Annotated in this window: 18 protein-coding genes; all 18 read right to left on the bottom strand. The window is 74.8% G+C overall.

Annotated elements, in window-relative coordinates; genetic code table 11:
* Positions 1 to 167: 167 nt before the first annotated feature.
* The 18 genes from FGG90_RS15280 to FGG90_RS15195 all read right to left on the bottom strand — a co-directional run bounded on the left by FGG90_RS15280 (position 168) and on the right by FGG90_RS15195 (position 23,396).
* Positions 168 to 1,688 (bottom strand): aldehyde dehydrogenase (NADP(+)), encoded by a 1,521-nt coding sequence (locus tag FGG90_RS15280; RefSeq protein WP_094126222.1) that lies wholly within the window; start codon positions 1,686 to 1,688, stop codon positions 168 to 170.
* Between the two features lie 26 nt (positions 1,689 to 1,714).
* Positions 1,715 to 2,716 (bottom strand): proline racemase family protein, encoded by a 1,002-nt coding sequence (locus FGG90_RS15275; RefSeq protein ID WP_094126223.1) that lies wholly within the window; start codon positions 2,714 to 2,716, stop codon positions 1,715 to 1,717.
* Between the two features lie 22 nt (positions 2,717 to 2,738).
* Positions 2,739 to 3,656 carry a dihydrodipicolinate synthase family protein gene (locus FGG90_RS15270; protein ID WP_094126224.1) on the bottom strand — a complete coding sequence of 306 codons (918 nt, stop codon included), beginning with the start codon at positions 3,654 to 3,656 and terminating at the stop codon, positions 2,739 to 2,741.
* On the bottom strand, positions 3,653 to 5,320 hold the full coding sequence (locus FGG90_RS15265) for an NAD(P)/FAD-dependent oxidoreductase (RefSeq protein ID WP_094126225.1): 1,668 nt from the start codon (positions 5,318 to 5,320) through the stop codon (positions 3,653 to 3,655). The genes FGG90_RS15270 and FGG90_RS15265 overlap by 4 nt, the downstream gene beginning before the upstream one ends.
* A complete protein-coding gene (locus tag FGG90_RS15260; protein ID WP_237583466.1) occupies positions 5,317 to 5,733 on the bottom strand; it encodes a (2Fe-2S)-binding protein in 417 nt (138 codons plus the stop codon). The genes FGG90_RS15265 and FGG90_RS15260 overlap by 4 nt, the downstream gene beginning before the upstream one ends.
* Positions 5,730 to 6,986, bottom strand: coding sequence for an NAD(P)/FAD-dependent oxidoreductase (locus tag FGG90_RS15255; RefSeq protein ID WP_094126226.1), 1,257 nt, complete (start codon positions 6,984 to 6,986; stop codon positions 5,730 to 5,732). The genes FGG90_RS15260 and FGG90_RS15255 overlap by 4 nt, the downstream gene beginning before the upstream one ends.
* 116 nt (positions 6,987 to 7,102) lie before the next feature.
* A complete protein-coding gene (locus FGG90_RS15250) occupies positions 7,103 to 7,912 on the bottom strand; it encodes a GntR family transcriptional regulator (protein ID WP_237583465.1) in 810 nt (269 codons plus the stop codon).
* A gap of 19 nt (positions 7,913 to 7,931) precedes the next feature.
* Positions 7,932 to 9,377, bottom strand: a complete 1,446-nt coding sequence (locus FGG90_RS15245; RefSeq protein WP_094126227.1) for an aminopeptidase P family protein — start codon at positions 9,375 to 9,377, stop codon at positions 7,932 to 7,934.
* Positions 9,374 to 10,681 carry an alpha/beta fold hydrolase gene (locus tag FGG90_RS15240; RefSeq protein ID WP_094126228.1) on the bottom strand — a complete coding sequence of 436 codons (1,308 nt, stop codon included), beginning with the start codon at positions 10,679 to 10,681 and terminating at the stop codon, positions 9,374 to 9,376. The genes FGG90_RS15245 and FGG90_RS15240 overlap by 4 nt, the downstream gene beginning before the upstream one ends.
* The gene (locus tag FGG90_RS15235; protein ID WP_094126229.1) at positions 10,678 to 11,577 is read right to left on the bottom strand and encodes an ATP-binding cassette domain-containing protein; all 900 of its coding nucleotides are present in this window, start codon (positions 11,575 to 11,577) and stop codon (positions 10,678 to 10,680) included. Before FGG90_RS15235 ends, FGG90_RS15240 begins: the two co-directional genes overlap by 4 nt.
* Positions 11,574 to 12,440 (bottom strand): ABC transporter ATP-binding protein, encoded by an 867-nt coding sequence (locus FGG90_RS15230; protein ID WP_094126230.1) that lies wholly within the window; start codon positions 12,438 to 12,440, stop codon positions 11,574 to 11,576. The genes FGG90_RS15235 and FGG90_RS15230 overlap by 4 nt, the downstream gene beginning before the upstream one ends.
* On the bottom strand, positions 12,437 to 13,429 hold the full coding sequence (locus FGG90_RS15225; protein WP_094126231.1) for an ABC transporter permease: 993 nt from the start codon (positions 13,427 to 13,429) through the stop codon (positions 12,437 to 12,439). The genes FGG90_RS15230 and FGG90_RS15225 overlap by 4 nt, the downstream gene beginning before the upstream one ends.
* Positions 13,426 to 14,388, bottom strand: a complete 963-nt coding sequence (locus tag FGG90_RS15220; RefSeq protein WP_094126232.1) for an ABC transporter permease — start codon at positions 14,386 to 14,388, stop codon at positions 13,426 to 13,428. Before FGG90_RS15220 ends, FGG90_RS15225 begins: the two co-directional genes overlap by 4 nt.
* Before the next feature lie 3 nt (positions 14,389 to 14,391).
* Entirely contained in the window at positions 14,392 to 16,071 is a 1,680-nt protein-coding gene (locus tag FGG90_RS15215; protein ID WP_094126233.1) for an ABC transporter substrate-binding protein, read from the bottom strand.
* A gap of 133 nt (positions 16,072 to 16,204) precedes the next feature.
* Positions 16,205 to 18,280 (bottom strand): glycoside hydrolase family 127 protein, encoded by a 2,076-nt coding sequence (locus tag FGG90_RS15210; RefSeq protein WP_094126234.1) that lies wholly within the window; start codon positions 18,278 to 18,280, stop codon positions 16,205 to 16,207.
* Positions 18,281 to 18,726: 446 nt separating this feature from the next.
* On the bottom strand, positions 18,727 to 20,613 hold the full coding sequence (gene recQ / locus FGG90_RS15205) for a DNA helicase RecQ (RefSeq protein ID WP_094126235.1): 1,887 nt from the start codon (positions 20,611 to 20,613) through the stop codon (positions 18,727 to 18,729).
* A gap of 110 nt (positions 20,614 to 20,723) precedes the next feature.
* Positions 20,724 to 21,125, bottom strand: a complete 402-nt coding sequence (gene trxA / locus FGG90_RS15200) for a thioredoxin (protein ID WP_012037481.1) — start codon at positions 21,123 to 21,125, stop codon at positions 20,724 to 20,726.
* A 93-nt stretch (positions 21,126 to 21,218) separates the two neighbouring features.
* Positions 21,219 to 23,396, bottom strand: a complete 2,178-nt coding sequence (locus FGG90_RS15195) for an ExeM/NucH family extracellular endonuclease (RefSeq protein WP_237583464.1) — start codon at positions 23,394 to 23,396, stop codon at positions 21,219 to 21,221.
* Positions 23,397 to 23,652: the final 256 nt, after the last annotated feature.

Below are 23,652 nucleotides of genomic sequence, written 5' to 3'. Positions count from 1 at the left end.
CGCCTGCGCCGGCGTCCCCGTCGGCACCGGCCACGCTATGCACGGATCCTCCACCTGCCGAATAACACGTGCCGGGCCTCCAACGCCCTCCCGCGCCGGGCCCCCGCGGCTTGTGGGAACCCTCAGCCGCGGGCGTCGGCGGGGCCCCGACGGGCGCCCGCGTTCCCCTACGCGCGATGCCCGCGGGCGCTGACGCGCTGCGGCACGCCCCACGGGTTCGCGGTGCGCAGCGGCTCCGGCAGCAGCGCGTCGGGCACGCCCTGGAACGCGACGCCGCGGAGCAGCCGGTCGAGCGACGCCGTGCCGACGCTCGTGCCGCGGTCGAGCGTGGTCGCGGGCCAGGGTCCGCCGTGCTGCTGCGCATCGGTGACCGAGACGCCCGTGGGCCACGCGTCGACGAGCACGCGGCCGGCGCGGGCGGCGAGCACGCGGATCAGGTCGGCGGTCGCCGCCCCGCCCGCCTCGGCCTCGTCGGCGCCGAGGTGCACGCTCGCGGTCAGCTCGCCCGTGAAGGTGCGGGAGGCGAGGGCCGCGAGGTCGGTGCCGGCCGGGTACTCGACGAGGAGCGCGAACGGGCCGAACACCTCGTGCCGGAGGGCGTCGCCCGCGGCCTCGAAGTCGGCGAGGGCGACGGCGGCGACCGTGGGCGTCACGGATCCGTCGTCCCCGGCGGGCGCGCGCCCCTCGGCGACGAGGCGCACGCCGTCGACCGCGATCGCGGCGGCCCGGCCGTCGGCGTAGCCCTCGGCGATGCGGGCGTTCAGCATCCCGTGCGGCGCGACGGCCCCGGCCTCCTCCGCGAGCACGGCGTCGAGGCCGTGGCCCGCGGGGATCAGCACGATGCCGGGCGCGGTGCAGAGCTGGCCGGCGGATCCGGCGGCGCTGGCCACGAGGGCGCGCGCGATGGCCTCGCCGCGCTCGGCGGCGGCGCGCTCCGTGACGACGACCGGGTTCACGCTGCCCAGCTCGCCGAAGAACGGGATCGGGTCAGGGCGGGCCGCGGCGACGTCGGCGAGGAAGCGGCCGGCGCGGAGGGAGCCGGTGAAGGTGGCGGCGCGGATCCGCGGGTCGCGCAGCATGGCGAGCCCGGCCTCCTCCCCCTCGACGAGCTGGAGCGTCCCCTCGGGCAGGCCCGCCGCGACGAGCGCGGCGGACGCGGCCGCGGCGACCCGGCGCGACAGCTCCGGGTGGCCCGGGTGCGCCTTCACGACCACCGGGCAGCCGACCGCGAGCGCCGACGCCGTGTCGCCGCCCGCGACGGAGAACGCGAACGGGAAGTTGGACGCGGCGAAGTTGAGCACCGGCCCGACCGGCACGAGGTACCGGCGGAGGTCGGGGCGCAGGGCGGGCGCGGCGTCCGGATCCGCGTGGTCGATGCGCGCGTGGAGGTAGCGGCCGTCGCGCACCGCGGCCGCGAGGATCCGCAGCTGCACGGTCGTGCGGGTCAGCTCGCCCGCGAGGCGGCCGGGCGCGAGCGCGGTCTCCCGCTCGGCGACGGGCAGCAGCTCGGGCCGGATCGCCTCGAGCGCGTCGGCGACGGCCTCGAGCGCGCGGGCGCGGACGGCCGGGGCGAGCGCGGCGAGCGGGGCGGCGGCCGACGCGGCGCGCGCGGCGACGGCGTCCACGGTCGCGGCGACGGCGGGATCCGCGGTCGGGTCGGTGGTCGTGTCGGTCTCGTGCGGGGTCATGTCTCTCCTCGGATGTGCGCGCCGGTTCAGAACCGGAAGCCGCTCGGGAACGGGTCGGTGGGGTCGAGCAGGTACTGGCCCATGCCGGTGATCCAGGCCCGGCCCGTGATGGCGGGGACGATGGCGGGCCGGCCGGCGACGGTCGTCTCCCGCAGGATCCGCCCGGCGAAGCGGCTGCCGATGAACGACTCGTTGACGAACTCGTCGCCCACCGCGAGCTCGCCGCGGGCCCACAGCTCGGCCATGCGCGCGGACGTCCCCGTGCCGCACGGCGACCGGTCGAACCAGCCCGGATGGATGGCCATGGCGTGCCGCGAGAGCCGCGCGTCGGATCCGGGCGCGAGGAACTCCACGTGGTGGCAGTGGTCGACGCCCGAGATCTCCGGGTGCGAGGGCGCGTCCTGCGCGTTGATCGCGCCCATGATGGCGAGCCCCGCCTGGAGGATCTCCTGCTGGCGCTCCCGGTCGAACGGCAGCCCCAGGCGCTCGAGCTCGACGACCGCGTAGAAGTTGCCGCCGAACGCGAGGCTGTACGGCACGGTGCCGAGGCCCGGCACCTCGATCGTCGCGTCGAGCCGCTCCACGTAGGAGGGCACGTTCTCGATCGTGACCGACGCGGCCCGGCCGTCCACCACGTCGACGCGCGCGATGACGAGGCCCGCGGGGGTGTCGAGCCGGATGGTGGTGACCGGCTCCTGCACCTCCACGAGCCCGGTCTCCACCAGCACGGTCGCGACGCCGATGGTGCCGTGGCCGCACATCGGCAGGCAGCCGGAGACCTCGATGTAGAGGACGCCCCAGTCGCAGTCGTCGCGCGTGGGCGGCTGCAGGATCGCGCCGCTCATCGCCGCGTGGCCGCGCGGCTCGGTCATGAGCAGCAGCCGCAGGTGGTCGAGGTGCTCGATGAGGTGCAGGCGCCGCTCGTTCATGGTGGAGCCGGGGATCACGCCGAACCCGCTCGTGACGACGCGGGTCGGCATGCCCTCGGTGTGCGAGTCGACGGCGTGGAAGACGCGGGAGGACCTCATCCTGCCAGCCTCGCAGGGAACGTCATCGCCCGGCGAGGTGGTCGAGCGCGCGGCGCGTGTCGCGCGTGACCTGCTCGGCGACCGCGGCGGGCAGGGGCGCGCGCGGCGGACGCGTGGGGCCGCCCGTGCTCTCGCCGGCCACGTCGATCGAGAGCTTGATGGCCTGCACGAACTCGGTGCGCGAGTCCCAGCGGAACACCGGCACGAGGTGCTGGTACAGCGCCTTCGCCTCCTCGATGCGACCGGCGGTCGCGAGGCCGTAGAGCTCCACGGCCTCGCGCGGGAAGGCGTTCGGGTAGCCCGCGAACCAGCCGACGGCGCCCATGATGAGCGACTCGAGCAGCAGGTCGTCGGCGCCCGCGATGACGTCCAGGCCCGTGAGGTCCTGGATCTCCGTCACGCGGCGGATGTCGCCCGAGAACTCCTTGATCGCCACGACGTTCTCGAGGGCGTCGAGGCGCTGGAGGAGCTGCGGCGTGAGGTCGACCTTGGTGTCGAAGGGGTTGTTGTAGGCCATGATCGGCAGGCCGACCTCGTCGACGCGCGCGTAGTGCTCGACGACCTCGTCGTCGCTCGCCCGGTAGATGGTGGGCGGCAGGAGCAGCACGCCGTCGGCGCCGTCCTCGGCCGCGATCTCGGCCCACTTCCTGGCCTGGTGCCAGCCGACGCCGTGCACGCCCGCCACGACGACGCCGCGCCCGCCGACCGCCTCGACCGCGACCTGCACGACCTTCCGGCGCTCCTCGTCCGTGAGCGAGGAGTACTCGCCAAGGGAGCCGTTCGGGCCGACGCCGCGGCAGCCGTTGGAGATGAGCCAGTCGCAGTGGGCGGCGTACGCGTCGTAGTCGACGGCGAGGCCGGCGGGCGCCGATGCGTCCTCGCGGAACGGCAGCGTGGTGGCGACGACGACGCCTCCGAGGTCCAGGGCGGGTGCGGTCATGGCAGGTCCTTCCGGTCGGTGGTGCGAGCTGGTGCGGGGGTGGTCGGGGGCGCGGGATCGCGCGGGTCGTCGTCGACGCCGGGCGCGGCGGCGGCGAGGGACGGGGGTCCGGCGTCGCGGAGGTCGTACGCGGCGGCGAGCTCGCCGAGGCGCACGGGCGAGGCGATCGGGCGGCGGTCGGAGCCGGGGCCGGCCGGCGCGGATCCGGCGGGCGCGGCTCCGTCCGGCGCGCATCCGGCGGGCGGCGCCTCCCCCGCGAGCAGCTCCTCGACGGTGCGCCCGCACACGCGGCCCTGGCAGATGCCGAGGCCGGCGCGCGTGGCGAGCTTCATGGAGCGCAGGTCGGTGGAGCGCGCGGCGCGGGCGGTGGCGCGGATCCGGCCGACGGGCACCTCCTCGCAGCGGCACGCGAGCGTGTCGTCGCGGAGCCAGCCGGTCCAGCCGGGGCGGATGCCGTGCGCGGCCTCGATGCGGCCGGCCACGTCGTGCGCGACGGCCCGGCGGCGGACGGCGGGCGCGACGGCGGCGTCGGACGGGGATCCGCCCGCGGCGCAGTGCCCCGCGACCTCGCCCTCCGCGAGCGCCTGGTCGACTCCCCCGATGCCGGTGATCTCGCCCGCGGCGAAGACGCCCGCGGGTCCTGCTCCCTGGTCGGCGTCGACCTCGACGAAGCGGTCGGACCCGATGCGGCAGCCCGCCGCGATGGGCAGCTCGAGCCGGGGCGTGAAGCCGTGGCCGACGCACACGGCGTCCACCTGGATCCGCCGCTCGGTGCCGGGGATGGGCGCCCACGTCGCGTCGAGGCGCTGCACGGTGACGGCCTCGACGCGGTCGGTCCCGTGCGCGGCGACGACCGCGCTGCCGGTGGAGTACCCGATCCGCTCGCGCGCCAGCACGGACACGTATCCGGCCAGCTCGGCGGCCTTGTGCGGCGCGCGGGCGAGGCCGAGCGGGTCCCGCAGCCAGCCGCGGGCGAGCGACGGCACGCGCGCGGCCTCGTGGATCCCGACGACGCGCGCCCCGGCCTGCACGAGCGACACCGCGACGGGGAGGAGGAAGGGCCCGGCGCCCGCGACGATCACGCGGTCGCCTACGCGCACGCGCTCGCCCTTGGCGAGGGCCTGCGCGGCGCCCGCGGTGAAGACGCCCGGCAGGTCCCAGCCGGGGAACGGCAGCGTGCGGTCGTGCGCGCCGGTCGCGAGCACGAGGGCGTCGGGGCGGAGGGTCAGGGGCGCGCGGCCGGATCCGTCGACCGCGCCGACGAGGACGTGGACGACCGCGGCGGGCCGTGCCGCGTCCGCCTGGCCCGCCCCGGCATCGCCGCCGGGTGCCGTCGCGTCGGCCTGCCCTGCCGCGGCATCGCCGCCGGGCGCCGCCGGCCGCTCGATCGCCCACACCTGCGCGCCCGTCACGATGTCGCAGCCGTCGTCGGCCGCGAGCCGCGCCCGCATGCCGGTGAAGGCGTCCCAGCCGTGGTGCAGGATCCGCTCCCGCGCCGCCGGCCGCGCGTCCGGCAGGTGCCGCCAGTACTGGCCGCCCAGCTCGTCGGACGCGTCGAGCAGCGTGACCCGCGCGCCGCGTCCGCGCGCGGCGACCGCGGCGGCGAGCCCCGCGGGCCCGGCGCCGACGACGACCACGTGCCGCCGCTCGTCCGCGGCGCTCACGACGCGTCCCCGTCGGCGGCCGGCGCGGCGGCGGGCGGCGAAGCGGAAGCGGCGGCAGCGCCCGGCGAGGCGGCAGCAGACGCGGAAGCCGCGCCGGCATCCGGCACCGTCGGCCCCGGTCCCGTCTCCACCACGTCGCCGTCGACCGCGCGTCGCTGGCAGGCGCGCACGTCGGGCAGCCCGTTGACGGTCACGGTGCAGTCGAAGCACACGCCGATCCCGCAGAAGACGCCGCGCGGGCGGCCGGCGCTCGCGGTCGTGCGCCAGGCGAGCGTGCCGGACGCGAGCAGCGCGCCCGCGATGGTCTGGCCGCGCAGGCCCTCGACCGGGTCCCCGTCCACGGTGAAGCGCACGGCCTCCGCGGCCGCGGGGCGGATCGGGTCGCGCGACGGATCCACGCGCCGCGGCGTCACGCGCGCACCCCCGACGAGGCGGAGGCGGCAGCGGACGCGGCGGCGGCAGCGGCGGACGCGGCCCCGGACGCGCGGGCGCCCGGCACGTCCAGCCCGAGCGACGCCCGCGCGACCGAGAACGGCGTCACGTCGAGCGGCGTCGCGGCCCCGGTCATCAGCGCGGCGATCAGGTCGGCCGTCGCGACCGACAGCCCGATGCCGGCGCCCTCGTGCCCGCTCGCGTGCCAGAGCCCCGGCAGCCGCGGATCCGGACCCACGACCGGCAGGTGGTCGGGCAGGTACGGCCGGAAGCCGCCGTAGGAGCGCATCGCGTTCGCGTCGGCGAGGAAGGGGAAGAGCCGCACGGCCTTGGCGGCGAGCTCCTCGAGCACGGCCACGCGCAGCGACGCGTCGAAGCCCACGCGCTCGCGGCTGGATCCGATGAGCACGGTCCCCGACGGCGTCGACTCCACGACGCCCGAGGTCTGCAGGGCGCCGTCCCCGGATCCGACCGCGCCCACGTAGTCGCCGTCGTAGACCTTGTGGAGGATGCGGTGCGGCATGCGCGTCGTCACGAGCACGACGCCGCGGCGCGGGAGCACGGGCAGCTCGACGCCGAGGGCGCGCGCCACCTCGCCCGACCAGGGGCCGGCGGCCACGAGCACGTCGTCGGCCGCGATGTCGCCCGCGGTCGTCCGCACGCCGCGGAGCGCGCCGTCGGCGTCGAGCAGCGGCCCGATCACCTCGACGCCCGTCCGCACGACCGCGCCGGCGCGACGGGCCGAGGCCGCGAGCGCCTCGGTCGCGATGGCGGGCTGCACCTGCGCGTCCTCGGGATAGTGCACGGCCGCCGTGATGCCCGGGTTCAGCCACGGCTCGAGCTCGAGCGCGCGGCGCACGTCGACGGGGATCGCCTCGACACCTGCGGCGCGCTGGGTGGCGGCGAAGGCGAGGAGCGGATCCGCGCCCTCGGCCGTGGTCGTGACGACGAGCCCGCCCTTGGGCTCGTACTCGATCGACGGCAGCGCGTCGCCCAGCTCGTCGGCGAGCTCGGCGGCCACCTCGGGCCAGCGGCGGGCGGCAAGCTGCGCGAGCTCCAGCTCGGCGCCCGGGCCCTTGTCGGACACGAGGATGTTGCCCTCGCCCTGCGCGCTCGTGCCGGACGCGACCGCGGCGCGCTCGACGACCGTGACGCGGATCCCGGCCCGCGCGAGCGACCGGGCGCAGGCCGCGCCGACGATGCCTCCCCCGACGACCACCACGTGTCGCGTCATGCGGTCCCTGCTCTCACGGGTCGGGGCGCCCGATGTGGGGCGGCGGGGCGGGCGGCGGTGTCAGTAATATGTCACACATCAGCCGAGAGGGGAAGTCCGCCTCCCGGGGAGGGCGATCAGCGTCGCGCGGCCGGCTCGGCGACGGGCTCGGCGGCCGCCTCCGCACCCCGCGCTCCGGCCGCGGCGGAGGCAGCAGCGGAGGCACCGGCGGATCCCGCGGCGGAAGCCGCGGCGGCTTCGTCCCCCCGCGCGTCCCCGTCCTCCTCGCCGTGCCCGGCCCACCAGCCGGTGGCGTGCCGGATGTGCCGCACCATCACCGCGTGCGCCTCCCGGCCGTCGCCGCGCACGAGCGCGCGCAGCAGCTCGTGGTGCTCCGCGGCCGAGTCGTCGAGGTGGCGGCTCTCCTTCATCGACGCCAGCCCGACGAGGCGCGTGCGCGACCGGAGGTCGGCGATGGAGTCGGTGAGCACGGGGTTGCCGAGCATCCGCGTGAGGGAGAGGTGGAACTCCTGGTCGGCCTCGAGGTACGCGCGCAGGTCGCCGTCGCGCGCGCCCCGCTCGATGCGGTCGGCGAGCCCCTCGAGCGCGGGCAGCGCGTCGTCCGGCACGCGGCCCGCGAGCCGCTCCATGGCGGGCGCCTCGAGCAGCTGGCGCACCTGCACCAGGTGCCCGAGCTCCTCGTCGCTCACGGCCGTGACCCGGAAGCCCTTGTTGCGCACGGTCTCGACGAAGCCGCGCTTCTCCAGCTCCAGCACGGCCTCGCGCACGGGCGTCGCCGAGACGTCGAAGCGCACCGCGAGCGTCGGCACCGTGATGAGCGTGCCGGGCTCGAGCTCGCCGGAGACGATGGCGGCCGACAGGGCCTGGTGGACGTGCTCGCGCAGGCTCGCGCGCGGGGGTGCGGGACGCAGGGCCGAGAGGCTCACGCGTGTCCTCCTCGGGGTGTCAGGACGGGGACCGCTGCTCCCGCATCCAGGACTCCAGGCCCCGGGCGTCGATCGGCAGCGCATCCGACAGCACGTCGGACCCCGTCTGCGTCACCACGATATCGTCTTCGATCCGCACGCCGATGCCCCGGAGCTCCGGCGGCACCATCGCGTCGTCCGGCTGGAAGTAGAGGCCCGGCTCCACCGTCAGCACCATGCCCGGCTCCACGGCGCGGTCGTACCCGGCGGTGCCGGCGCCGGAGCAGTCGTGCACGTCGAGGCCGAGGTGGTGCCCGATCCCGCAGACGAGCCAGCGCCGGTGGTGCTGTCCCGCGGGCGAGAGCGCCTCGTCGACCGACACCGGCAGCAGCCCGAGGTCGTGGAGGCCCTGGGCCACCACCTCCATCGAGGCGTGGTGGAAGTCGACGAGCGGGCGCCCGGGCGCGACGGCGTCGAGGCCGGCGCGGTGGGCGCGCTCGACGACGTCGTGCACGAGCCGCTGCTCGGGCGAGAACGACCCGGAGACGGGGATCGTGCGGGTGACGTCGGCCGTGTAGAGGCTGCGGGCCTCCACGCCCATGTCGAGCAGCACGAGCTCGCCGTCGCGGAGCGGGCCGTCGCAGCGCACCCAGTGCAGGATCGTCGCGTGGCCGCCGCCGCCCACGATGGTGGCGTACCCGGGGCCGTTGCCGACCGTGCGCGCGTGCCGGTCGAACGTGCCCTGCAGCCAGCGCTCGCCGCCGGCCGCCTGCGCCCGCGGGATCGCCCGCACGACCTCGGCGAAGCCCTCGACCGTGTCGTCGACCGCGCGGCGCAGCTCCTCGATCTCCCACGCGTCCTTGATCACGCGCAGCTCGCCGAGCGCCGCCACGAGCGCGCCGTCCCGCGGCACGTCGGCGAGCGCGGACGGGACGCCCGTCACGGCTCCGGCCCGGCGCACGTCGCGGACGCCGGCGAGGTCGCCCGCGAGGCGGTCGGGGTCGCGCACCGGGATGCCCAGCGCGCGCTGCCAGTCGGCGTGCGCGGGCGCGGGCCCCACCCAGAGCTCGCCGTGGTCGGCGTCGGAGAAGAAGCGCGGGTCGCCCGGATGCGCGGGCGCGGGCACGTGCAGGACGGCGTCGTGGCCGCCCGGCACCGCGTGCATCACGAGCACGGCGCCCTCGACCTGCACCCCCGTGAGCCACACGAAGTCGCTGTCCGCGCGGAAGGCGTAGCGGCAGTCGTCGTTGCGCGTGGGCGCGTAGCCGCTGACGACGGCCAGCGTCACGCCGGGCATCGCCGCGCTGAGGCGGTCGCGGTGCGCGGCGGACGCCTCGACGGCGCCGGGCACGGTCGACGGCGTGCGGTCGGGGGCGATCCAGCCGCCCGCCATCAGGTCGCGGAACGCGGGCACCTGGGCGAGCCGCGGCGGGCGGCGCTCCTCGGCGGTGACGCCCGGGGCGGTCTCGTGGGTCGTGTCGGTCATCGGGGGATCCCTCCTCCATCGCGGGCGATCGTGTCCATCAGCCGTCCCAGCACGCCGGGCGCGCCGAGGCCGTCGTGCTCGTGCTCGTTCGTGATCCAGGCGCGGGCGTTGCCCACGCGCGCGACCGTCTCCTGCTGCAGGCCCGCGTCCACGTACATGTCGTCGTGGTAGATCGCGGCGGCCAGCGGCACCTCGTTGGCGGCGAGCCGCGCGGGGTCGTAGAGCTCCGGCCAGTCGTCGCGCCGGGCGAGCAGCTCGACCGCCGGGCGGAACGGGCGCAGCAGCCGGATCTCCTCGAACATCCAGGGGTACATCATCTCGCCGGTGAGCAGCAGGGGCCGGGCGCCGGGCGCGAATGCCGGGTGCCGGTCGCGCTCCCGCTCGGCCGCCCACGCCGTCGCGGGCCGGGTGCCGGAGGCGTAGATGCTCTCCTGCAAGCCTGCGAACAGCGGGTTCGCCGCGTACGAGGTGAGGCGGAGCACCTCCGCGAGCAGCACGTCGGTGGGCTCGCCGCGGTCGTCGATGGCCTCGTCGAGGAGGGCGTGGATCCGCTCCCGCCCGGGCCCCATGCCGAGGTCGATGCCGATCGTCTGCAGGCGCCGGACCGTGAGCGCGTCGCCGTCGGGCAGCGTCACGTCGCCGGCGGCGAGGCGGTCGGCGAGGCGGGACAGGATCGCCACGTCGCCCGGGTAGCGCGCGTGGTAGCCCGCGTTCTTGGCGGCCGTGCGCGGGTAGGTGCGCCGGTACACCTCCTCCGCGGAGGGGTCGAGCGAGGCGAGCCCGCCCGTCACGTAGCAGGCCGACAGCGCCTCGGGCGCGTGCGACAGGTACGTGAGCGTGAGGAACCCGCCGTAGCTCTGGCCGAGCGTCGACCAGCGGCGGCCGCCCTCGAGGTGCTGCCGGAGCGCCTCCGCGTCCTGCACGATCGCGTCGGCCCGGAACAGTGCGAGGTACCGGGCGGCGGATGCGTGGTCGTCGCCGAACCGCAGCATGGTGCGGGCCGTGACGGGCGTGCTCCGCCCGGTGCCGCGCTGGTCGAGCAGCACGACGCGATGCGTGCGGAGGGCGTGGCCGATCCAGCCGCCGTCGTCGAGCACGCGCGGCGACTTCCCGCCCGGCCCGCCCTGGAGGTAGAGGAGCGCGGGCAGGTCGTCCGCCCGGCGCTCGGGCGCGACGAGCTCGCGCGCGAACACGGTGATCGTCGGGGTCGGCTCCCCCGCGCGGGCCGCCGCCCAGTCGAGCGGCACCTCGATCTCGTGGTCGGTGACGTGCACGCCGGGGACGGTCGCGGATCCGACGATCACGCGGCCGACCCGCCCGCCGTCTCGATGGCGGTCGTGTCGAGCCCGGCCGCGCGCCGCGAGGCGAGCCGCTTCCGGTCCCACTCGGGGTCGATGCGCGGCACCGCGTCGAGCAGCGACCGCGTGTACGGGTGCTGCGGCCGCTCGAACACGTCGTCGCGCGTGCCCTCCTCCACGACCTTCCCGGCGCTCATCACGGCGACGCGGTCGGAGAGCTGCCGCACGACGGCGAGGTCGTGCGCGATGAAGACGTAGCTGAGGCCGCGCTCGCGCTGGAGGTCGCGGAGCAGCGCGATGACGCGCGCCTGCACCGTCACGTCGAGCGCGGACACCGCCTCGTCGCACACGATGAGGCCCGGCTGCACGGCGAGCGCCCGCGCGATGCCGATGCGCTGGCACTGGCCGCCGGAGAACTGCGCGGGGTAGCGCTGCGCGTGGTCGGGGTTCAGGCCCACCCGGTCGAGCAGGTCGCGCACGAGCTGCCCGTGCCCGCCCGGCGTCCGGATCCCCTGGTACCGCAGCGGCGCGCTGATGATCTGCTCCACCGTGTGCCGCGGGTTGAGCGACGACGCCGGATCCTGGAACACCACCTGCACCTGCCGCCGGAACTCGCGGAGGCGCGCGCCGGACGCCCGCGTCATGTCCTCGCCCCTCAGCGAGAACGAGCCGTACGTCGGCTGGAGCAGGTGCGCGACCATGCGCGCCGTCGTCGACTTGCCGGATCCGGACTCGCCCACGATCGAGAGGGTCTGCCCGGTCGGCACGTCGAGGTCCACGTGGTCGACGGCGAGGAACCGGCGCACCGGCGGGCGGAGGCCGGGGCCGCCGCGCGTCGTGTACTCCTTGGTGAGGCCGCGGGCCGAGAGGAACGGCTCGGGCGCGGTGGAGGGGGTGCTCATGAGGCGGATCCCGTCGTCGGTCGGTCGTAGGCGGCGTCGATGCGGGGGATCGCCTCGAGCAGCGCGTGCGTGTACGGGTCCTCGGGCGCGGTGAACACGCGCTCCGTGGTGCCGCTCTCGACGCGGTGTCCGCCCTGCATGACGAGCACCTCGTCGGCGAGGGAGGAGACCACGGCGAGGTCGTGGGTGATGACGAGCATGCCCATCCCCGTGTCGCGCCGGATCTCGCGCAGCAGGTCGAGGATCTGCGCCTGCACCGTCACGTCGAGCGCGGTGGTCGGCTCGTCCGCGATGAGCAGCTCGGGCTCGAGGCAGAGCGCCATCGCGATCATGATGCGCTGCCGCATGCCGCCCGAGAACTGGTGCGGGTAGTGGTCGACGCGGGTGCCGGCCTCGCGGATCCGGACGCGCTCGAGCGCCTCCACCACCACCTGCCGCACGGCCCGGCGGGATCCGCCGCGGTGCGCCCGGTAGGCCTCCTCGATCTGGAGCCCCACCGTGTAATAGGGGTTCAGCGACGACAGCGGGTCCTGGAAGACCATCGCCATGCGGTCGCCGCGGAAGCGGCGGAGCTCGGCGTCGGGCCGGCCCACGAGCTCCTCGCCCGCGAGCTTGATGCTGCCGGTCACCGTGCCGCCGCGGGGCACGAGGCCCATCACGGCGAGCGAGGTCATCGACTTGCCCGATCCCGACTCCCCCACGATGCCGAGGGTGCTGTCCGGCTCCACCCGGAAGGAGAGGTCCTTCACGACCTCCACCGGCCCCCGCGAGGTGGGGAACGCGATCGTGAGGTCCCGGACCTCGAGGAGCGGCGTCCCGGGGACGGCCCGGGCGGGCGGCTGGTGCGGTGCGGTGGCGGTCACGCGGTGATCCTCACTCGGGGGTCGAGCACGGTGTACAGCACGTCGACGACCACGTTCCCGACGACCACGAAGGCCGCGGCGAGGAGCGTGACGCCCATGATGACGGGCTGGTCGTTCTTGGCGATGGAGTCGGCGGCGAGCTTGCCGACGCCGTTGAGGCCGAAGATCTTCTCGGCGATCACGGCCCCGCCGAGCAGCCCGGCGAAGTCCATGCCGAACAGCGTCACGACGGGCGTGAGCGACGGCCGGAGGGCGTGGCGGCGGATCACGAGCGCCGCCGACAGGCCCTTGGCGCGCGCGGTCCGCAGGTAGTCCTCCTGCAGGGTGTCGATCACGTTGGCCCGGACGATGCGCGCGTAGATCGCCGCGTAGCCGAGCGCGAGCACCATCCACGGCATGAGGTACGAGTCGAACCACATGACGGGGTCGTCGGAGAACGCGACGGACTGCGGGAACGGCAGCACCTGCAGCTGCACGACGAGCACGTACTGCAGGAGCAGCGCCGCGAAGGTGATCGGCACGCTGATCCCGGTGAGCGCCGCCCCCATCGCGGTCCGGTCCCACACGCTGCCCTGCCGGATGGCGCTGACGAGGCCGCCGGCGACGCCGAACACGATCCAGAGGACCGCCGCGCCGACCGCGATCGTGATGCTCACGGGGAGGCGGGACAGCATCAGGTCGAGCACGGACTGCTGCGTCTGGAAGCTGAAGCCCAGGCAGGGCGCGGAGCACTGGATCGCCGTGGGGCCGTCGCCGTAGGTGCGCCCAGTGAAGACGCCCGCGATGAAGTCGCCGTACTGCGCCCAGAACGGCCGGTCGAGGCCGAGGAGCTGGCGGATGGAGTCGATCTTGTCCGGCGTGCAGGTCTTGCCGCAGATGGTGACGGCGGGGTCCGGCTGGAGCAGGAAGAAGATCATGTAGGTGAACAGGCTGATGAGCGCGAGCACCACCAGGGCCGCTCCGGCGCGGCGGACGAGGTAGCCGATCATGCCGCCTCCCCCTGCTCGAGCGCGGTGCGGAGGTGGTCGCCGAAGACCGTGAACGCCAGCACCGTGAGGAAGAGGAACGAGCCCGGCACGATGAAGTACGCCGGGTCGACCGTGTACCAGTTCACCGAGTCGGCGATCATCTGGCCCCACGACGGCGTCGGGGGCAGCACGCCGACGCCGAGGAAGGAGAGGCCCGCCTCGGTGCCGATGTAGCCCGGCACCGAGAGCGTGGCCAGCACGATGATGGTGCCGCGCAGGTTCGGCAGCACCTCCCGGAAGATCACGCCCATCGAGGAGGCGCCGGACGCCCGGGCCGCCTCCACGAACTCGCGCGTGCGGATCGTCATGGTCTGGCCGCGCACGAGTCGCGCCGTGTACGGCCAGCCGAAGATGCTGAGCGTGAGGACGAGCAGCGCCGGCCGGTTGCCCGCGGGCAGCGCCGAGAGGATGGCGATCATGAAGATCAGCGCCGGGAAGGCCATGAGGAGGTCCATGACCCGGGACACGACCTGGTCGACGATCCCGCCGAAGTAGCCGGCGACCATGCCCGCGATCACGCCGATCGTCGTGGTGACGACCGTGGCGGAGACCGCGATGAGCAGGGACACCCGGGCGCCGTACGCGATGCGGGCGAAGATGTCGCGCCCGTTCTGCGGCTCGACGCCGAACCAGTGCGAGGCGCTCACGCCGCCGAACGGGCCGATGGGGAGGCCGCCGAGGGCCGGGTCGACGGCGTCGGCGTCGAAGGTCGTCGGGCCCCAGCCGGTGATCCCGGATAGGAGCGGCGCGAACACCGCGAGCACCGTGACCAGCACCACGAACACGACGCTGGCGACGACGGAGGGCTTCGACCGGAGGGCCGCGACCACGCGCTTGGCCGGCGTGACGGCGGGCGGCCGTCCCGTCGGGTAGGCGGGGGCCGAGTCGGGCGCCGAGGCGCCCTGCAGGGTGGCGGTCACCGCCTACTTCCCCGTGTGGAGGCCGATGGTGGCGAAGTCCGGGCCTCCGTTGTAGATGGGGCTCGAGTACGCGTTCCGCACGTTCTGCCCCAGCACGAGGACGGCCTGGCCGTAGAGGAGCGGCACCACGGGTGCCAGCTGCTGCACCTGCTCGTCGAGGTCGCCCCACGCGGCGTCCGCGGCCTGGAGGTCGGTCATGGCCGAGACCTCGTCGATCTTCGCGTTGATCGCGGGATCGTTGATCTGCGACAGGTTGCTGTTGCCCTTCTCGGGGATCTGGCGTCCGTCGAAGAGGATGGGGAGCACCGTGCTGGCGGAGTTCCAGTCGGGGCACCAGCCGGCCTCGGCCGCGTCGTGCTGCTGCGAGGTGGTGGCGATGGTCTCGTTGTAGGTCGCCGTGTCGAGGAGGTTGATCGCGACGGTGATGCCGACACGGGCGAGGGACTGCTGGAGCGCCTCCGCCGCCTTCTGCGAGGTGGGCACGCTGGCCACGTCGAGCGTGATCGAGAAGCCGTCCGCGAGGCCCGCCTCGGCGAGGAGCGCCTTCGCCTTGTCGACGTCGCCCGAGCTGTCGGTGCTGGGGTAGAGGTCGAAGTCCTTGTGACCCGGCACGCTGCGGGTGAGGATCGTCGACGCGGGCTCCGCGATCATGGGGCCGCCGGCCACGTCGGCGAGCGACTTCTTGTCCACGGCGTAGGCGATGGCCTGGCGCACGCGCACGTCGCCGAGGTGCGGCTTCGTCGTGTTGAGCGCGAGGTACGTGGTGCAGCCGCTGTCGCCCGAGACGGTGCGCGCCTTGATCTGCGGCGTCTGGATGCGGGAGACCGACGCCGCGGTGATCCCGTAGGCGATGGCGTTCGCGTCGTCGCCCTGTCCGGCGATCATGCGCTCGTCGATGGTGGCCTGGTCGAGCCCCATCGTGAAGTCCCACTCGTCCGGCTTGGCGGTCCTGACCTCGTCGGTGGACGCGTCCCACTCGGGGTTGCGCACGAGCGTGAGGGACTGGCCGGGCGTCCGGCTGCTCACCTTGTACGGGCCGGAGGAGATGGGCTGCTGGTCCACGCTCGTGACGGTGACGCGGTCCTTGTCCACCGGGAACGGCACGAACGTGCTCTGCGCGGTGACGCTCGCGAACTCCGGCACGGAGCGGTTCAGGTGGAAGACGATCGTCTTCTCGTCGGGGGTCTCGATGGAGGGCAGGTCGCCCGAGACGTACGGGCCCTCGTAGCTGTCGCCGCCCTGGAGGTACATGCGGGCGTAGGGCGAGCCGATGGCCAGCGCCTTGTCGAACGACCGCTCCACGCCGAACTTCATGGACTGGCTCGTGATCGGGGAGCCGTCCTCGAACTTCAGGCCGTCCTTGAGCGTGAAGGTCCAGACGGTGTCGTCGTCGTTGGGGGTGCCGGTGTCGGTCGCGAGGTCGGGCGCGATGGTCGCGCCGTCCTTGCCGGTGGTCGTGGTGAGCGTGCGGTAGATGAGCCGGTAGACGTCCGCGAGGTCGGTCTCGTAGCCCATCGCGGGATCCAGGTGCGGGAAGTCCGAGACCTGCAGGACGTGCATGGTGCCGCCGGTGTCGGCGGGGCCGGTGATGTCGGCGGCGGCCTTGCCGCCGGCGCCGGCGCAGGAGCTGAGGGCGAGGCTGGCGGCGACGGCCAGCCCGACGGCGGTGATTCGTCTGTTCATCGGACTCTCGTTTCGTGGATGGCGGCCGGAGCGCGCCGGGTGGGGAGTGACGGACGGGGTCGTGCGATGGGAGGGAGGGGGTGCGCGTGACCGTCCCGGGTCGGGTGGATCCGGGCGGCGCGCGGGAGGCGGGTCAGCCGGGGTCGGCCGCGCGGATCCAGACCCGCATGGCCCCCGGCGCCCGGTTGCCCCAGAGGGCGTAGGGCACGAGGACCGCGTCGACGGGGTCGGCCGATGCGGCGGGGGCGGGGGTGCCGGGGACGACCTCGGGGTAGAGCTCGTCCGGGGCGGGGGCGGAACGTCGGAGGCGCACGGCGAGCGCGAGGCCGGGCGCGGCGGGATCGGCGGCAGCCGCGTCGGCGGCAGCCGCGTCGGCGGCAGCCGCGTCGGCGGCAGCCGCGTCGGCGGCAGGGGTGTCGGCGACAGGACCCCACGGCGCGGCGATCGGCAGTGGAACGGTCCGCGCCCCCGCCAGGTCGCGCGGGTCGAGGAGCAGGTCGTCGACGGGCGCGCCCGCGTCCTCCTGCTCGACGGCGTAGACCACGGGTCCGCGGGCGACCGCGAGGCTCCCGCGCGTGGCGTCGAGGTGCGGGTGGGATCCGAGGGCGCGCACCGGCATGTCGAGCTCGACCACGATCGCGTCGCCGACGGCCCAGGCGCGGGTGGCGCGGATCCACCGGTCGTCGGCCTCCGCGTCGACCTCGGCGGTGGACCCGTCGGCGCCCTGCACGACCGCGGTCGCGGACCGGCACCAGCCCGGGCGGCGGATCACGATGCCGCTCTCGGCGCCGGATGCGCGCAGCACCTCGACGCGCACGGCGCCGTCCCACGGGTACGCGGTCGTCACGCGGACGTCGACCGCGTCGGTGCGGATGACGCACGCCGTGGGATGCGCGATCACGAGGTCGTCCCCGTCGCGCACCGCCACGTGGTCCTGCAGCTCGCTCATCCAGCGCACGATGTTCGGCGGGCAGCACGGGCAGGTGAACCACGGGCGGCGCATCAGCTCGCCCTCGGTCTCGGCGCCGGACTGCGCGTGGTGGTCGGGGCGGCGCTGGAGCGGGTTGTCGTAGAAGAAGGCCGTGCCGTCGGCGGAGAGGCCGACCGCGTAGGCGTTGAGCAGCACGGTCTCGTGCGCGTCGAGGAAGCGCGGCTCGCCCGTCGCGAGGAAGAGGCGCCAGGCCCACTGCATCACGGCGATCGCGGCGCACGTCTCGCTGTAGGAGCGCTCGCTCGGCAGCTCGTAGGCGTCGCCGATGGCCTCGTCCGAGTGGCGGCTGCCGAGGCCGCCGGTCACGTAGAGGCGCGTGCGCACCGCGTCGTCGAAGAGGCGGACGGACGCGGCGAGCAGCTCCGCGTCGCCCGTCTCCGTCGCCACGTCGGTGGCGCCGGCCGCGAGGTAGGCCATCCGCACGGCGTGGCCCGTGACGGCCGGCATCTCGCGGAACGGGTGCGCGTCCTGGAAGTACTCGGCCGGGAAGATCCGGGTGGCGACCGTGCCGTGCCCGCGGCGGTCCACGAAGGCGGACGCGAGGTCGAGGTACGTGCACTCCCCCGTCTCGCGGTACAGCTCGACGAGCGCCATCTCGACCTCGGGATGCCCGCACACCTCGGCGCGGCCGCCGTCGCCGAACTCGCGGACCGCGGCGTCGGCGAACCGGCGGGCGACGGCGAGGAGCCGGCCGTCGCCGCCCTGGCGGGAGTCGGCGACGGCGGCCTGGATGAGGTGCCCGAGGTTGTAGAGCTCGTGGCCCCAGGCCAGGTCGGTCCAGGGCTCGCGGTCGGATTCGGGACGCTGCACGAAGGAGCCGACGTACCCGTCGTCCGCCTGCACGCGCTCGAGCACGTCGACCGCCTCGGCGAGGAAGGCGCGGGACGCGGCGTCCGCCGTGCCGCGGCCCACCTCGTAGGCGATGCCCTCGAGGGTCTTGTAGACGTCGGTGTCGAGGAACGGGTACCGCGGGACGGGCCGCTCCCCCGGGCCGTCGACCGCGGCGCGGAGGTCGTCGAGGTTGCCGGCCGCGGTCATGGACGCGATGGCGTGCGGGATGGTGCGCGTGCGGTTGCGCTCCTGCCAGCTGGCGAGGAGGCCGGCCTCGAGGGTGACGGCGGAGGATCCGAGCGGGCGGCGGCGGCCCGTGGTGGGATCCACCGCGGGACGGCCGGCGATGTCGCCGGTCGCGTGCGCTCGAGCTCCTGTCACTGCCATCTCGCTCCCTCGCCCGGCCTCGGGCAGCCGGTGGTAGGTGACATATTACAAATACGCCAGCAGGTGTTGGCAATGGGGATGAAGCGTCTGCGGCCTCCTGTTACACGCTGTTTACACGAGCGCGACCGAGCGCCGGCCGGCGCTTGCACGCTCCGCTAGCGCCATCGTCGACTCCCCACAACCCGCGCCGGGCCCCGCGGACGGACCAGTACGATCGTGGGCAACGGCGACAGCTCTTCGGGTGAGCTGTCCCGCCAGCGCCGGACCGGTCTTCGGGTAAAAGTCGGTCGTGTGCGCGGCTCGGTCCCGCAGCCCTCGAGGCTCGGGACCGGGTCACTCTCCCCCGGGCGCCTCCCCGGCCGCGCGGCCCGATCCCCGGCCTCATGCGGATCGGGGGCGGTGCGTCACCGTCGGCGAGGCGACCCGCGGGCGGCCGATCCCGCGGCTCAGTCGGCCGCGGTGCCCTCCGCACGCACCACCGCGAGGAGCCCCTCGCCGTAGGTGTCGAGCTTCTTCTGGCCCACGCCCGTGATGCCGGCGAGCTGCCCGAGGTCCTGCGGGCGCACCGTGGCGACCTCGCGCAGGGTGACGTCGGCGAACACCACGTACGCGGGCACGCCCTGCTCCTTCGCCTGCTCCGAGCGCCAGGCGCGGAGGGCCTCGAAGAGCCCCTGCGCCTCCTCCGGCAGGTCGACCACCTGGCCGCCCTTGGCCCGGGTGGTGCGGGTGCCGCGGCCGCGCACGATGCGCTCGGGCTCCTGCCGCATGGGCACCTTCCGGGCGCCCGTGAGCACGTCGCCGCTGCCCGCCGTGATGACGAGGGTGCCGTAGCCGTCGTCGCTCACGCCGAGGAGGCCCTGGGCGAGCAGCTGGCGGACGACGCCGCGCCACTGCACGTCGGTGAGCTCGCCGCCGATGCCGAACGTGGTGAGCTGGTCGTGGCCCTGCTGGCGCACGCGGTCGGTCTCGTTGCCGAGCAGGATGTCGATGAGGTGCGCGGCCCCGAAGCGCTGGTTCCGCTCGCGCTGCAGCCGCACGATGGTGGACAGCAGCTTCTGCGACGGCACCGTGGCGTCCCACGTCTCGACGGGCTCGAGGCACGTGTCGCAGTTGCCGCACGGACCCGTCTCCTCGCCGAAGTAGCGGAGGAGCTGCACGCGGCGGCAGCCGACGGTCTCGCAGAGGGCGAGCATCGCGTCGAGGTGCTGGGAGAGCCGCCGGCGGTGCTGCGCGTCGCCCTCGGACTGGTCGATCATGCGGCGCTGCTGCACCACGTCCTGCAGGCCGTAGGCGAGCCACGCGGTGGACGGCAGCCCGTCGCGGCCCGCGCGCCCGGTCTCCTGGTAGTAGCCCTCGATGGACTTCGGCAGGTCGATGTGGGCGACGAAGCGCACGTCGGGCTTGTCGATGCCCATGCCGAACGCGATGGTGGCGCACATGACGATGCCGTCCTCGCGGAGGAAGCGCGCCTGGTTGCGCTGGCGGACGGCCGCGTCGAGGCCCGCGTGGTACGGCAGCGCCGTGATGCCCTGCTTGTTCAGCGCCTCCGCGGTCTGCTCCACGGTCTTCCGCGACAGGCAGTAGACGATGCCCGCGTCGCCCGCGTGCTCGTTCCGGATGAGGTCGACCAGCTGCTTGCGCGGTTCCGCCTTGGGCACGATGCGGTAGCGGATGTTCGGCCGGTCGAACGAGGAGACGAAGTGGCGCGCGTCCTGGAGGCCCAGGCGCGCAGTGATGTCGGCGTGCGTGGCCTCGTTGGCCGTCGCGGTGAGCGCGATGCGCGGCACGTCGGGCCAGCGCTCCTGGAGCATGGAGAGCGCGAGGTAGTCCTTGCGGAAGTCGTGGCCCCATTGGGAGACGCAGTGCGCCTCATCGATGGCGAAGAGGGCGATGGGCGCCTCGTCGAGCAGGCGCCCCATCCGGTCGAGGATGAGGCGCTCGGGCGCGAGGTAGAGCAGGTCGAGGTCGCCCGCGAGGAGCGCGCGCTCGACCTCGCGGCTGGTCTCGAGGTCCTGCGTGGAGTTGAGGAACGCGGCCTTGACGCCGACCGCCCGGAGCGCGTCGACCTGGTCCTGCATGAGCGCGATGAGCGGCGAGATGACGACGCCCGTGCCCGCCCGCACGAGGCTCGGGATCTGGTAGCAGAGCGACTTGCCGCCGCCCGTGGGCATGAGCACCAGGGCGTCGCCGCCGCCGATGACGTGCTCGACGATCTCCTGCTGGTCGCCGCGGAACGCGTCGTACCCGAAGACCGTGCCGAGGCGCTCGAGGGCGGGGGCCAGCGCGGGGGACGACGGCGCGGCGTCGGCAGGAGCGGGAGGGGTGGAGGTCATCGGGGCAATCGTATCCGGGGCCCCCGGTGCGGACGGGGGCGGTGCGGGGGCTCGGGACGACGACGGCCCCTCCCGGGTGGGGAGGGGCCGTCGGAGCGGATCGGGCGGGATCAGATGGCGGTCGGGTCCGCGCTCGCGCCGGGCGTCGCCTGCGCGGCCTCGGCGGCGGCCTGCTCCTTGAGGGCGGCCACGTCGACGGCGCGCACCTCCTCGATGAGGGACTCGAGCGCGGGGGCGGGCAGCGCGCCGGCCTGGCTGAAGATGAGGGTCTGGTCCTTGAAGATCATGAGCGTGGGGATGGCGGAGATGTTCGCCTGCTGCGCGAGGAACTGCTGCGCCTCGGTGTCGACCTTGCCGTGGACGATGTCGGCGTGCTTCTCGCTCGACTTGTCGAAGACGGGGGCGAACTGCTTGCAGGGGCCGCACCAGTCGGCCCAGAAGTCGACGACGACGATGCCGTTGGAGTCGACGATGCTCTCGAAGTTCTCTGCGGTGAGCTCGGTGGTGGCCATGGTGCGTCCTCTTCTCGTGTCGCTCGTGCGGTCAGGGGGTCCAACCGGGCGGGACCCGCGCGCATTCCACGCGGGTCCCGCCCGGCCGACGGTCTACCAGACGAGGACGATCGACGGCCAGACCGTGCTGGCGCCCTTCGCCGCGGAGTCGCCGGCGTACGACGCGGTGAGCAGGTGGATGCCGCGGGACAGGCGCGGCAGGGTCACGGTGGCGCGTCCCGCGTCGGCGGCGGTCAGGTCGACGGAGGCGATGGCGCGGCCCCGGTCGAGGACCTGCACGCGGCCGGTCGGCGCGGTCGCGCCCGCGGCGAGCGCCACGGAGTACCGCACCGGCTGCCCGCTCCGGGCGAGGAGGCGGTCGGCGTACCCGACCAGGGTCGACGCGTCGCGCACGGTGTCGAGGCCGACCTTCACGGGGTCGTGGTCGCTCGAGCGGAAGGCGCTGGATCCGTCGGTGGCGGCGCCGCCGTACTCGCGCGCGGCCCACTCGGGCGCGTTCACGTCCCAGACGCCCACTCCCGTGACGCGGTCGGCGCCGGTGCGCGTCGCGAGCACGTGGTCGAGGGATCCGACCTCGCCGTCGAACGAGTACGTGCGCTCCCCGGGGGCCTTCGCGGGCACCAGGTCGACGAAGCCCGCGTCGCGGAGGACCTGGATCGGGTCCTCCTCCGAGTAGGCGTTGAAGTCGCCGAGGAGGTAGAGGAGGTCGGATCCGCTGGACGCCTGCAGCTCGGCGGCGAAGCGCGCGACGGCCTTCGCCTGCGCGACCCGGTCGGCGTTGAAGAAGCCCTGGCCGTCGGCCGGCTGCGTGCCCGAGCCCGACTTCGACTTGAGGTGGTTCGCGACCACCGTGAAGGTCTGGTCGCCGCCGCGGAACGACTGCGCGATCGGCTCGCGGGCGTTGCCCCACACGGTCTCGTCGATCTGCGTGGCGGCCGCGCCCACGGGCGTCACGGCGTCCGTGCGGTAGATGATCGCGTTCTGGATCTCGTCGGTCGGCGTCGACTGCAGCGCGGCGGGCGTGCGCACGTAGTCCCACACCGGCTTCCCGACCGCGTCGTTGAGGCCGCGCACGAGGTCGGCCGTGGCGGTGTCGGCCGGCTCGCCGAAGCGGGTGCTGTTCTCGATCTCCATCAGGGTCACGACCTGCGCGTCGAGGGCGGTGATGGCCGTGACGATCTTGGCGCGCTGCCGCTGGAACTCCTCCGCGGTCGCGGCGCCGCGCTGGCCGAGCGTCGTGAAGTAGTTGAGGACGTTGAACCCGGCGATGCGGACGTCGCCGCCCACCTCGGGCGAGGACGCGGGCCGCGGGTCCGCGCTCGTGAAGGTCGGCACGCGGCCGGCCGCGTCGAGCGAGGTGAGGGGCGTCGTGGGCTGGAGGCGCCAGTCGTCGAAGCCGTAGGCGAGCACGTAGGGCGTCGCCGGGAAGACCGGGACGTCGCCGTTCCGCACGACGCGGTCGGCCGAGTAGTACGGCTGCGTCGCGCCCGCGGGGTAGGCCGCGTTCGTGAGCTGGATGTTGTAGCCGTCGTCGAGGAGGAGCCGGCGCGCGCGGTTGTCGGCGGCGATCCGGTCGGCCTCGGCGCCCGGGCGCACGACATCGGTGGCCTTGACGGGCAGGTCGGCGCCGGCGCTCAGCCAGAGGGTGCCGTAGGTGTCGAGCTGGTGCGCGGATCCGACGCGGTAGTCGCCCGTGGGCGTCACGAGCATGCTCTCGAGCGACTCGCGGTCGGCGCCGCGGAGCGTGTCCGGCAGGGCGGTCGCGGCCGGGACGCCGACGGCGGCCTCGACGAGGTCGGTGGCGGTCGCGGCGATCTGCGTCTGGCCCTGGCGCTCGGACGCGGTGCCCGTGACGCGCACGAGGTCGCCGATCGCGACGGACGGGTCCGCGCTCGCGAGGTAGACGAAGATCCCGTCGGAGGCGCCGGGCGTCGCGTCGGCGGGCCCGCCGGAGCCGCGGGTCTGGATCACGAGCCCCGCGTAGCCGCTCGCCCCGCGGTAGTCGGCCGTCACGACGCCCTCGACGGTGACGGCCTTCCCCGCGAACGGGGTCGCGCTGCCGGTGCCCTGCACGTCGGCGATGGAGACGGTCGCGGCCTGGGCCGGCGCCGCGACGAGCGCGGAGAGGCCGAGCGCCAGCGCCGTCGCGACGGCGAGCGGGCGGGCGATGCGGCGGGCCGGCCCCGATCGGCGCTCCCGGGATCCGGATGCGGGTGCGGTGTCGGTGCAGGTCATGGCGTCGTCCCCCTCGGCGTCGCGGTTCCCCCACATGGGGGATCCTCCTGCGAGCGTAGGCGGGCCGCGGGCCGGGCGGGAGGCCGCGACCGGATCGTCACCCGGTCGTCATGCGCCCGTCACGCAGGGCGCCCGGACGCCAGCCGCGGGGCACGCGCGCGGTGCGGATCGGACGATGGCGGAGCCGCCGCACCACGTACTATCGTCAGGACAAACATCCGCGCTCGACGGCCCGAGGAGCAGTGCGACGACGCATGGTCCAGACCCGCACCACCCCCGCCGCACCCGCGGC

Source organism: Clavibacter michiganensis subsp. tessellarius, from assembly GCF_021922985.1.
Classification (GTDB): Bacteria; Actinomycetota; Actinomycetes; order Actinomycetales; family Microbacteriaceae; genus Clavibacter; species Clavibacter tessellarius.
This window is presented reverse-complemented; position numbering and strand designations above follow the sequence as displayed.

Bases quoted from the DNA above. Each gene is read 5' to 3' on its own strand.
- FGG90_RS15225 (WP_094126231.1), bottom strand. From the start codon at position 13,429: ATGATCGGCTACCTCGTCCGCCGCGCCGGAGCGGCCCTGGTGGTGCTC.
- FGG90_RS15275 (WP_094126223.1), bottom strand. From the start codon at position 2,716: ATGAGGTCCTCCCGCGTCTTCCACGCCGTCGACTCGCACACCGAGGGC.
- FGG90_RS15245 (WP_094126227.1), bottom strand. From the start codon at position 9,377: ATGACCGACACGACCCACGAGACCGCCCCGGGCGTCACCGCCGAGGAG.
- trxA (WP_012037481.1), bottom strand. From the start codon at position 21,125: ATGGCCACCACCGAGCTCACCGCAGAGAACTTCGAGAGCATCGTCGAC.
- recQ (WP_094126235.1), bottom strand. From the start codon at position 20,613: ATGACCTCCACCCCTCCCGCTCCTGCCGACGCCGCGCCGTCGTCCCCC.
- FGG90_RS15215 (WP_094126233.1), bottom strand. From the start codon at position 16,071: ATGAACAGACGAATCACCGCCGTCGGGCTGGCCGTCGCCGCCAGCCTC.
- FGG90_RS15255 (WP_094126226.1), bottom strand. From the start codon at position 6,986: ATGACGCGACACGTGGTGGTCGTCGGGGGAGGCATCGTCGGCGCGGCC.
- FGG90_RS15210 (WP_094126234.1), bottom strand. From the start codon at position 18,280: ATGGCAGTGACAGGAGCTCGAGCGCACGCGACCGGCGACATCGCCGGC.
- FGG90_RS15280 (WP_094126222.1), bottom strand. From the start codon at position 1,688: ATGACCCCGCACGAGACCGACACGACCACCGACCCGACCGCGGATCCC.
- FGG90_RS15235 (WP_094126229.1), bottom strand. From the start codon at position 11,577: ATGAGCACCCCCTCCACCGCGCCCGAGCCGTTCCTCTCGGCCCGCGGC.
- FGG90_RS15195 (WP_237583464.1), bottom strand. From the start codon at position 23,396: ATGTGGGGGAACCGCGACGCCGAGGGGGACGACGCCATGACCTGCACC.
- FGG90_RS15270 (WP_094126224.1), bottom strand. From the start codon at position 3,656: ATGACCGCACCCGCCCTGGACCTCGGAGGCGTCGTCGTCGCCACCACG.